The 9,646-nt window shown below is 70.8% G+C and carries 11 protein-coding genes and 1 riboswitch; of the genes, 7 read left to right on the top strand and 4 right to left on the bottom strand.

The features are described 5' to 3' along the window. On the bottom strand, positions 1-325 hold a 325-nt coding region (locus tag ACIQOV_RS12710; RefSeq protein ID WP_401048006.1), incomplete at its 3' end, for an NUDIX domain-containing protein. Between the two features lie 238 nt (positions 326-563). On the opposite strand from ACIQOV_RS12710, the gene ACIQOV_RS12705 reads away from it, so the two are divergent. Both ACIQOV_RS12705 and ACIQOV_RS12700 read left to right on the top strand, forming a co-directional pair. Then, on the top strand, positions 564-1,481 hold the full coding sequence (locus tag ACIQOV_RS12705; protein ID WP_401048003.1) for an IclR family transcriptional regulator: 918 nt from the start codon (positions 564-566) through the stop codon (positions 1,479-1,481). A gap of 196 nt (positions 1,482-1,677) precedes the next feature. Beyond that, a complete protein-coding gene (locus ACIQOV_RS12700; RefSeq protein ID WP_359905190.1) occupies positions 1,678-2,103 on the top strand; it encodes an SsgA family sporulation/cell division regulator in 426 nt (141 codons plus the stop codon). Positions 2,104-2,205: 102 nt separating this feature from the next. Here ACIQOV_RS12700 and ACIQOV_RS12695 read toward each other — a convergent pair whose 3' ends face one another. Next, on the bottom strand, positions 2,206-2,586 hold the full coding sequence (locus ACIQOV_RS12695) for a phage holin family protein (RefSeq protein ID WP_359905187.1): 381 nt from the start codon (positions 2,584-2,586) through the stop codon (positions 2,206-2,208). Positions 2,587-2,706: 120 nt separating this feature from the next. Between ACIQOV_RS12695 and ACIQOV_RS12690 the strand changes: the two genes are divergently transcribed. Continuing rightward, a complete protein-coding gene (locus ACIQOV_RS12690) occupies positions 2,707-3,024 on the top strand; it encodes a cupin domain-containing protein (protein ID WP_401047999.1) in 318 nt (105 codons plus the stop codon). Between the two features lie 26 nt (positions 3,025-3,050). Further along, the gene (gene tenA / locus ACIQOV_RS12685; protein WP_387694022.1) at positions 3,051-3,722 is read left to right on the top strand and encodes a thiaminase II; all 672 of its coding nucleotides are present in this window, start codon (positions 3,051-3,053) and stop codon (positions 3,720-3,722) included. A 75-nt stretch (positions 3,723-3,797) separates the two neighbouring features. Here tenA and ACIQOV_RS12680 read toward each other — a convergent pair whose 3' ends face one another. Further along, positions 3,798-5,087 carry a hypothetical protein gene (locus ACIQOV_RS12680; RefSeq protein ID WP_401047997.1) on the bottom strand — a complete coding sequence of 430 codons (1,290 nt, stop codon included), beginning with the start codon at positions 5,085-5,087 and terminating at the stop codon, positions 3,798-3,800. A 259-nt stretch (positions 5,088-5,346) separates the two neighbouring features. Here ACIQOV_RS12680 and ACIQOV_RS12675 point away from each other — a divergent pair, with 259 nt between their 5' ends. Continuing rightward, positions 5,347-5,547 carry a DUF5326 family protein gene (locus ACIQOV_RS12675; protein WP_049653234.1) on the top strand — a complete coding sequence of 67 codons (201 nt, stop codon included), beginning with the start codon at positions 5,347-5,349 and terminating at the stop codon, positions 5,545-5,547. Between the two features lie 237 nt (positions 5,548-5,784). After that, a riboswitch (TPP riboswitch) is annotated at positions 5,785-5,919 on the top strand. Beyond that, on the top strand, positions 5,914-7,728 hold the full coding sequence (gene thiC, locus ACIQOV_RS12670; RefSeq protein WP_401047994.1) for a phosphomethylpyrimidine synthase ThiC: 1,815 nt from the start codon (positions 5,914-5,916) through the stop codon (positions 7,726-7,728). It overlaps the preceding riboswitch by 6 nt. A 109-nt stretch (positions 7,729-7,837) precedes the next feature. Here the strand turns inward: thiC and ACIQOV_RS12665 are convergent, their stop codons facing one another. Then, on the bottom strand, positions 7,838-8,269 hold the full coding sequence (locus ACIQOV_RS12665; RefSeq protein ID WP_401047991.1) for a hypothetical protein: 432 nt from the start codon (positions 8,267-8,269) through the stop codon (positions 7,838-7,840). Positions 8,270-8,810: 541 nt separating this feature from the next. On the opposite strand from ACIQOV_RS12665, the gene ACIQOV_RS12660 reads away from it, so the two are divergent. Continuing rightward, the coding region (locus tag ACIQOV_RS12660) for an ice-binding family protein (RefSeq protein WP_401047988.1) at positions 8,811-9,646 on the top strand (836 nt) is incomplete at its 3' end.

The following is a 9,646-nucleotide window of genomic DNA, read 5'->3' as shown; positions in this document are numbered from 1 at the left end:
CGGGCGAGCCGCTGGTGCTGGCGAACGCCTGGGACGTGCCGAGCGCCCGGATGGTGTCGACGAAGGCGGGCACCACGTCCACGACCTTGCCGCCGAGCTCCTCGTCCACCTCGCGGTGCAGCGCCTCGACCACCGTCCGGTCCTCGCGCTCGACCCCGCCGCCGGGGGTGATCCAGTACGGGTGCGGCGAGCCCGGCCGGACCCGCCGGATCAGCACGATCGACGCCGGGCCGTACGGATCGTCCGGGTCGAGCTCCAGCAGGATCGCCCGCGCGGTGCGCTTCACGACGGGGCGCGGTGGCGGAGTGCGGTTCTCGGGGCCCATGGCCACCTCCGGGACTGGCGCGTTGTGCGGGATTCTCCCGCGCCGGGGCGGGGGCGAAACCCGGGGAACAGGGCGAAACGCACCGGGAACGGGTCGAAACGCCGACCCGGTCGGGTGCATCCGTTCGGGGCCCCGCTGTGCTGCAATGAGCAGCTATCGGGCAAATCGGAGGTTTCGCTCCGCATGCCCGTTCTGGGCACGGACCTGTACGAGGGACTCGGGCTGGGGGTTGGGTGGCATGGATCGGATCGCACAGCCTTTCGGGAAGACGCAGCCGCTCGGGAAGACGCAGCCCTGCGGGAAGCCGCCGCCGGCCGAGCGGACACGGCCGTCCGAGCGGACGCGGCCGTTCGGGACCGCCCGGGAGCCCCGGATCGCGCGGGAGTCCGGGGCGGCCGGGTCGCGGCGGGCGGCCGCGGACCGCGGGCCCACCCTGATCGGCTCCGTCCAGCGGGCGCTGCGGCTGCTGGAGGCGGTCGGCGGCTTCCGGCACGGAGCGACCGCCAAGCAGCTGGCCCGGGCCGCCGGACTGCCCCTCGGCACCGCCTACCACCTGCTGCGGACCCTGGCCCACGAGGGCTACCTGCGGCGCTCCGAGGGGCGCTTCTTCCACGGGGAGGCGCTCGACGGCATAGCCCGCACCGGCGCCCGGCCCGGCGACCCCGACCTGAGGACGCGGATGCAGTCCCTGCGGGACGAACTCGGCGCCGCCGTCTACTTCGCGCTCTACCGGGACGGCGAGGTCCACGTGGTGGAGGTGGTCGAGGACCCGAGCCGGCCCGCCGTCGAGCCCTGGGCGGACTTCCGGGCCACCGCCCACGCGCACGCCATCGGCCAGTGCCTGCTCGGCCAACTGCCCGAGGAGGAACGCCGTGACCACCTCGCCCGCCACCCGCCGGCCGGGCTCACCCCGTCCACCCTCACCGGTGAGAGCGCGGTGCTGCGCCGGCTCGCCTCGCTGCGGCCGACCATGCCCGTGCTGGAGCGGCAGGAGTACGTGCTCGGCACGGTCTGCGCGGCCGTCCCGATCACCATCGGCCCGGTGGTCGCCACCATGGCCCTGTCGCTCCCGGTCGATCAGGCCGACCGGCTGGGGCCCGCCGCCCGCCAACTGCGGCGCGGGGTGGGGGCGATGAGCCCGGCGTTCATCTCCTGACGCCACTTGGTCTGGACCAGCTCCGGCTCGTTCACCATTTGAAAAAGCACACCTTGTCCGCTACATCCCCAAACGGGACGATGATGATCGAACGTGGATTGGTTGCATAAACCGTCACAAAAACCGTCGAAAACATGTCCGGCCGCCATCGGGCCAGCAGACCGACGGCGCGGGCAGAACGAGAGGTACTGGCGCCATGCAGCACAGCACAGTCCAGGGTCACCTGGTGATGAACCTCGTGGTCTCGCACGAGCTCTCCTTCCGCCTTCCGGTGGACCTGGCGTACGAGGCCGACGATCCGTACGCCGTCCGGCTCACCTTCCACCTCCCCGGAGACGCCCCGGTCACCTGGTACTTCGCGCGGGAGCTGCTGCTCGACGGGATCAGCGGGCCGGCGGGCGAGGGCGACGTGCACATCCGCCCGGTCGGCGACGAGCTCTCGGAGGTCCGCATCGTGCTGCGCTCCCCCGACGGCGACGCCCTGCTGTGCGCCTCGTCCGCGCCGCTGATCGCCTTCCTGGCGCGCACCGACCGGCTGGTGCCGATGGGACAGGAGTTCACCGGGCGGGACATCGACGCCCAGCTCGCCGACCTGCTCAAGGGGCGCGAGAACGCGGGGTGAGCGGTCCGGCGCCGGCAGGCCGCGCGGCGAGAACGGCGAAGGGGCCCGTACCCGGTGGAACACCCGGGTGCGGGCCCCTTTCAGCTGTCCGCGCGCCGCCGGTCAGTCGTCGTCCAGGGCCAGGTGCAGGCCCCACGAGACCAGGCTGATGATCAGCGAACCGACCAGCGCGGAAACGAAGTTGGTCACGTGGAAGTCCAGGCTCAGCTTCCCGGAGGCCCAGGAGGTGAGCAGGAGCATCAGGGCGTTGATCACGAAGGTGATCAGACCCAGCGTGAGGATGAACAGGGGGAGCGAGAACAGCTTGACCACCGGCTTGATCAGCCAGTTCACCACGCCGAACACGACGGCGACGCCGAGCACCGTCAGCGCCTTGTGCTGCCAGTCCGCGTTGCCCTCGGCGAGTTGGATGCCGCTGACGATCCAGGCGGCGACCCAGATGGCCGCCGCGTTGATCAGTGTCTTGATGACGAAACCCTTCATGCCGCCCAAGCCTGACAGGTACCCCCGTCCCGGCGGAACCACCGGACGGCGGGGTGGTGTTGAATGCCCCTGGTCCGGGAGGTGGACGGACGGGCCCGAGAACGAGGGAGGACGGCGGCGGTGAAGCTCTTCCGGCTGGACGGACTGGACGCCGAACGGGCGGCCAACGACGGTGCGTACCTGCGGTTCCTGCGCGAACCGCGGATGTCCGCCGGGCTGTACGCGCTCGCCCCCGGCGACACCGACACCCAGACCGCGCACGACCAGGACGAGATCTACCAGGTGATCAGCGGCCGGGCCGAGCTGACCGTCGGCGCCGAGACCGCCACGGTCGCTCGCGGCACGGTGGTGTACGTGCCGGCCGGAACCCCGCACCGGTTCCACCACATCACCGAGGAACTGCGCGTCCTGGTGGTGTTCTCCCCGCCGGAGGACTGAGCGCCCCGCCGGTTAGGGTCGGCGTCATGAGCACCAAGACGCTGACCGAAGAACTCTGGGCGGCCATCGAGCCGGTGTACGCCGAGATCCTCGCCCACCCCTTCCTGGCCGGGCTCACCGACGGCACCCTGCCGCGCGCGGCCTTCCGCCACTTCGTCGTCCAGGACTCGCACTACCTGCGCGACTACGCCCGCGCGCTCGCCGTCTGCGCCGCCAAGGCGCCCGGCGAGCAGGACGTCCGGGCCTTCGCCGACGACGCGGTCGGCGCGCTCGCCGCCGAACAGGGCATGCACGCCGAGTTCCTGACCGCCTTCGGCGGCAGCGCCGAGGAGGCCGCCGCCGAGCCCGTGCTGCCCACCACCCGGGCCTACACCAGCTACCTGCTGGCCACCGTCTACGGCGGCTCCTTCGCCGAGGCGGTCGGCGCGGTGCTGCCCTGCTACTGGATCTACGCCCGGGTCGGCGAGGCGCTGCTCGCCCAGGGCTCGCCCGACCCGCTGTACGCCAAGTGGATCGCCACCTACGGCGACGAGGCCTTCCAGTCGGTGGTCCGCCGGGTGCTGGCGCTCACCGACCGGCTCGGTGAGGAGCTGTCCGCGGCCGAGCGCCGCAAGGTGGTCGAGCACTTCGTGACCACCTCGCGCTACGAGTGGATGTTCTGGGACGCCGCCTGGCGCGGAGAGCGCTGGCCGGTCTGAAGCCGCGCGGGTGCGGCCGTCCGCCGTCCGCACGGTACCTGGACGACGGGCGGACGACGGGCGGGCGGTGCCGGGTCAGCCGGTGACGAAGTAGCCGGTCAGGTCGGCGACGACGTTCACCGGGCCGCCGTGGTTGAAGACCGAGTAGGTGCCCCCGCCGGTGACCCCGGTGGTCACCGAGTTGGCGACGGTCTGCCCGGGTTCGACGTTGACGGTGGAGGTGTTCGGCGGCAGGCCCCCGCCCGGGAACACCGTGAGGTGGCCGGAGTCGGTCACGTCGGTGATCGTGACGTTGGCCTCGACACCCAGCACGTTCGGGACGGAGCCGTCCGTGGGCACCGCCTGGACGGCCGTGGTCGCCCCCTGCTGGAGCTTGCCACCGGTGATCCGGGTGTCGAGGTTGCGGACCGGCGTCGTGAGCGCGCTGAACAGGCCCGTTCCGGACGGGCCGTAGTAGCCGACGACGTCGACGATCACGTGCACCCAGCCGGCGCGGTTGTAGACGTCGATCCGCCCGTCCGCGCCGACCGGCACCACGACCTGGTTCGCGACCGTCGATCCCACCGGGAAGTTGACGTTCGAGCCGTAGGCGGGCCGCTGCGTCCCGCTCGGGTACGCGGTCAGGAAGCTGTCCCAGGAGCCGTCCGTGGTGGTGACGTTGAGGACCACCGAGGTGGCGTCCGCGGTCCCCAGCTCGGGGCGGGCGACCTGGTAGGTGCGTACCGCGTCGCCGCCGAGCCGCCCGGTGCCGTCGCTGCGGCTGTCGGCGATCCGGGTCGGGGTCAGCGGGCCGTACTTGTCGGTCGCCGCGGTCCGGTAGTACCCGACCACGTCGAGCACGACATGGGCGGTGCCCGCGTTGTTGTAGACGTTGATCCAGGGGGCGCCCCGGCCGACCGGACCGACCGCGATCGTGACCAGGTTGGAGATGGTCTGGCCGGCCTTGAAGTTGATGCTGGAGGTGGCGGGCTTGGTGCCGGCCGGGCCGGCCTTGGCGGCGAGCGTGACGTAGCCGTCGGCGGTCGGGTCGGTCACGGTGAGGTTGACCACCACGGCCGTGGCGTCGGTCGGCACGGCGGAACCGCAGTACATCGGCGGGTGGTTGCCGCAGCGCTGCGAGACCGGGGTGCTGTAGTACTCGCCTTCCTTGAGCGGTCCGAAGTGGTCGTGCGACGGGGTCTGGTCGAAGGAGCGGGTGTCCAGGATCCGGGTCGGGGACATCCCGACGAACCCGGCCGGTGCGGTCACGTCGGCGGCGGCGGTCACGGCCGCCGGTGCCGCGGTCGCCGGGACCGCGGCGAGCGCCGCCACGGTCAGGTTGAGCGCCGCGAGAGCGGCGGTGGACACGGCTGTTCTGGCCCGCATGACAGGTTCCCCCCTGGTCGATGGCACCGGACAGGCGTTCTTCCGGCACTGGTTGGACGCTTGGGAACGCCGGGGGTTGTACGCCGCCGGACGAATTCTCGGGGGTCACCCGGGGGGTCGGGCTCGGGGTGATCTCGGGGTTCTCTCCGGGCCGTTGGGCCTCGTTCCGGCACTCGCGCCACCGTACGATCGAAGGACCGAAAGCAAGCGGGATGCGGCACCGGACGGCGGCCGACCCGAGGGGAGAAGAGGAACCGACATGGCTGAGCTCTGGAAGTCGCTGCCCTCCTGGGTGCGCAACATCGTCATCCCGGTGCTGGTCCTGGTGCTGGCCTGGAACATCGTCGCCTTCGTGTTCGGCGTCGTCGGCGCCCTGCTCTCGATCGTGATCAAGCTGCTGGTGGTGGTCGGCATCGCCGCCGCCGTGGTGGTCCTGGTGAAGAAGGCCGCCAAGAGCTGACCCACCACCCCGTAACGCCGCCCTGAGGCCCGGCCCCCCACGAGAGGGGGACCGGGCCTCGGCCGTTCTCCGGTATCCGATCGGCTACTGGTTGCGGGTAGTAGCCGAAGAGGTCGACGACGACGTCGGTCGCTCGACCGGGCCGGGTGACCGGGCGGGCCGACCGGGCGGGGTGGGGCGCTCTGGACCTGCGGCGATCGGCTCGCTACCGTGTTGGGCGTCGTGTGCAGGCAACACCGCCTGCGACGCGGGAGCTCGGAGCACCGGGCTGAGAGGACGCTGACCGGGACGTCGACGGACGGACCGACGGCTGCGTCGACCGCAGGAACCTGACCGGGTAATGCCGGCGTAGGGAGTAGAGGTCAGATGACCACGTTCGAAGCACAGCCGCAGTCTGCCCAGGGCGCCCCCAGCAGCGAGCGCACCGGCTACCCGACCCCGGCCTGGCGCAAGTCCTACCGCGAGGGGTCGCGCCCCGACCTGCGCGTTCCGTACCGCGAGGTGCGGCTCACCAACGGCGGGTCCGTCCCGCTGTACGACACCTCCGGACCGTACACCGACCCGTCCTTCGAGCCCGATGTGCGGCGCGGCCTGCCCGCCTTGCGGGACGCCTGGATCCGCCAGCGCGGCGACGTCGAGGAGTACGACGGCCGCGAGCCGCGCCCCGAGGACGACGGGATCAAGCACACCTCGCCGCGCGGCGGGAACCTGCGCAACCTGGACGCCGTCTTCCCCGGCCGGCCGCGTCGCCCGCTGCGCGGTCGCGGTGGCGCCGCCGTCACCCAACTCGCCTACGCAAAGCGGGGTGTGGTGACGCCGGAGATGGAGTTCGTGGCGCTGCGCGAGGGCCTGGCGCCGGAGTACGTGCGCGCCGAGGTGGCCCGCGGCCGGGCCGTCATCCCGGTCAACGTGAACCACCCGGAGGTGGAGCCGGCCGTCATCGGCACCAACTTCCTGGTGAAGATCAACGCCAACATCGGCAACTCCGCCGTGACCTCCTCGATCGAGGAGGAGGTGGAGAAGATGACCTGGGCCACCCGCTGGGGCGCGGACACCGTCATGGACCTCTCCACCGGCCGCAACATCCACACCACCCGCGAGTGGATCCTGCGCAACTCCCCGGTGCCGATCGGCACCGTGCCGCTCTACCAGGCCCTGGAGAAGGTGGACGGCAGGGCCGAGGAGCTGAGCTGGGAGGTCTACCGGGACACGATCGTCGAGCAGTGCGAGCAGGGCGTCGACTACATGACCGTCCACGCCGGTGTGCTGCTGCGCTACGTCCCGCTCACCGCGCGCCGCAAGACCGGCATCGTCTCGCGCGGCGGCTCGATCATGGCGGCCTGGTGTCTGGCCCACCACCAGGAGAACTTCCTCTACACCAACTTCGAGGAACTCTGCTCCATCCTGGCGTCCTACGACGTCACCTTCTCGCTCGGCGACGGCCTGCGCCCGGGCTCGATCGCGGACGCCAACGACGAGGCGCAGTTCGCCGAGCTGAAGACCCTCGGCGAGCTCGGCCGGATCGCCCGTGAGCACGACGTCCAGGTGATGATCGAGGGCCCGGGCCACGTCCCGATGAACAAGATCAAGGAGAACATGGATCTCCAGAAGGAGATCTGCGACGAGGCGCCGTTCTACACCCTCGGCCCGCTGACCACGGACGTCGCCCCCGGCTACGACCACATCACCTCGGGCATCGGCGCCGCGATGATCGCCTGGTGGGGCACCGCGATGCTCTGCTACGTGACCCCCAAGGAGCACCTGGGCCTGCCCAACCGGGACGACGTCAAGACCGGCGTGATCACCTACAAGATCGCCGCCCACGCCGCCGACCTGGCCAAGGGCCACCCCGGCGCCCAGGCCTGGGACGACGCCCTCTCCGACGCCCGCTTCGAGTTCCGCTGGGAGGACCAGTTCAACCTGGCCCTCGACCCGGAGACCGCCCGCGCCTTCCACGACGAGACCCTCCCCGCCGAGCCCGCCAAGACCGCGCACTTCTGCTCGATGTGCGGCCCGAAGTTCTGTTCGATGAAGATCTCCCAGAAGATCCGCGACGAGCACGGTGACGGATCGACGGCCGTCTCCAGCGGGTTCGACGCCGAGGCCCTGGCGGGCATGGCCGAGAAGTCGGCCGAGTTCGCGGCCCAGGGCAACCGGGTCTACCTCCCGCTGGCCGACTGACGGCAGGTGCCGAGGCGCTGTGCTGGGACCCCGACGGCGGTGTCCGGCACAGCGCCGCGCACGTTCGGGTGCGCGGGTGGAATCCGGTGGGCGGATTCTCGGGTGTAGGTCAGAGCCCGAGGATTTCGCGAATGAGGCCGAGCTTGCGCTCCGGGGAGAGATTCTGGGGACGGCCGGTGAGCAGGCCGTTCAGGACCGCGGGGACGTCGGAGCCGTCGGGAGCCTGGACCGCGTCGATGACCTGGCAGCGCAGGCCGCCGTCCCGGAGGAACACCCACAGGTCGTGTTCCTTCCGCGGCTCGCCGTTCTCCCTCGGGGAGAGCCGCCACGCCGGGAACCAACCGAGCCCCTCCTCGGTAAGGCGTTCGGCCAGTTCTTCCAGGACGTACTTGCCGAGTCTTCGGTAGCCGACTTCCGCGCGCAGTTCACCGAGGGTGACCCTGAGGAGGCCACCTGCGGCACGGCAGCGCTCGGCCACCGTGCCGGCGTCACCGGCGGCCGCAGTGAGCGCCTCTTCCTGCGGATTCGTTAGGTCGTTCATGATCGGGCCAACGATTGGGATCACGGGGCGATACGTGATTCACCGGCCCGGGCGCGGCCAAGAGGAAAAAACGGTACTGCTATGGCGTTGGCGGCGACCCGGGTAGCCCCCATCCCCCCGGCCGACAGCTGCCGGCCGTCGGCTGCCAGTGGAGGGACAAACCCGCCATTTGGTACGTAGACGAATGACGCTGCGGGATGGGGGCCATTCCCCGATCGGCGCTGGTGCGTCACTCCGTTGCATCTTTATCACTCTCTTCTTTTCATGTTGTTGTTGCACGGTGTAGTGAGTTGGTGACTCTCCATCACCTGCCCTGGTTGGCTCCGATCGTCGAAAGCCCTCCGGCGCGAGTGCGAGGGCGTGAGGCCTGACCGGAAACCACCAGCGGCGCTCCGAATGCCCTCTTCGGGTGACGGAGTTCAACGGCGACAAGAAAGGGTCCTGTCCTATGGCAGTCGATGCCATGTTGTCCGCTCCACCGGGACGAGGGCGTAGACGCACTCGACTCGCGGGGGCGTCCGTCCTGCTGTCCGGACTGACGTTGCTCGCGACGGCCGGCCTGGTCCCCAGCCCCGCGCACGCCGCAACCGCACCGGTGGGGCTGGGGACTGATACCAGCTATGCGATCCTGGCGGGCTCAACCGTCACCAACACCGGCCCCAGCGTCATCAACGGTGACCTGGGGCTCTTCCCGGGCACCAGCGTGACGGGCTTTCCCCCCGGAGCCGTGAACGGGGTTCAGCACGTCAACGACGCGCAGGCGGCGCAGGCCCAGTCCGACCTCGTCATCGCCTACAACGATGCCGCCGGCCGGGCCCCCACGGCCATCCTGACCTCGCCCGGTGACATCGGAGGGCTGACGCTGACGCCCGGCGTCTACAAGGCGAGTTCGTCGCTGAACCTCACCGGGACCGTCACCCTCGACGCGATGGGCGACCCGAACGCCGTCTTCATCTTCCAGATCGGCTCCACCCTCATCACGGCTCCGTCGAGCGTCGTCAGCCTGGTCAACGGAGCACAGCCCTGCAATGTGTTCTGGCAGGTCGGCAGCTCCGCCACCATCGATGTCGACTCCTTCTTCAAGGGCAACATCCTGGCCCTCACATCCATCAGCGTGAACCACGCCTCGGTGATCGAAGGCCGTGCCCTGGCGCGCAACGGCGCTGTCACCCTGGACGACAACACCATCACGAGGGCGGCCTGCACCGTCGGCCCGCCCGGACCGAGTGGCCCGCCCGGACCGAGCGGCCCGCCCGGACCGAGTGGGCCCGCCGGTCCTCCCGGTGCTGCCGGTTCCCCGGGCGCACCTGGACCTAACGGTGCTCCGGGGGTGGCGGGCTCCCCGGGTGCTCCGGGTGCTCCCGGCCCCAACGGTGC

The organism is Kitasatospora sp. NPDC091257 (genome assembly GCF_044757675.1).
GTDB classification, from domain to species: domain Bacteria; phylum Actinomycetota; class Actinomycetes; order Streptomycetales; family Streptomycetaceae; genus Kitasatospora; species Kitasatospora lactacystinica.
Note: the sequence above shows the minus strand (reverse complement) of the source record. Positions and strands in the feature narration are given on the sequence as shown.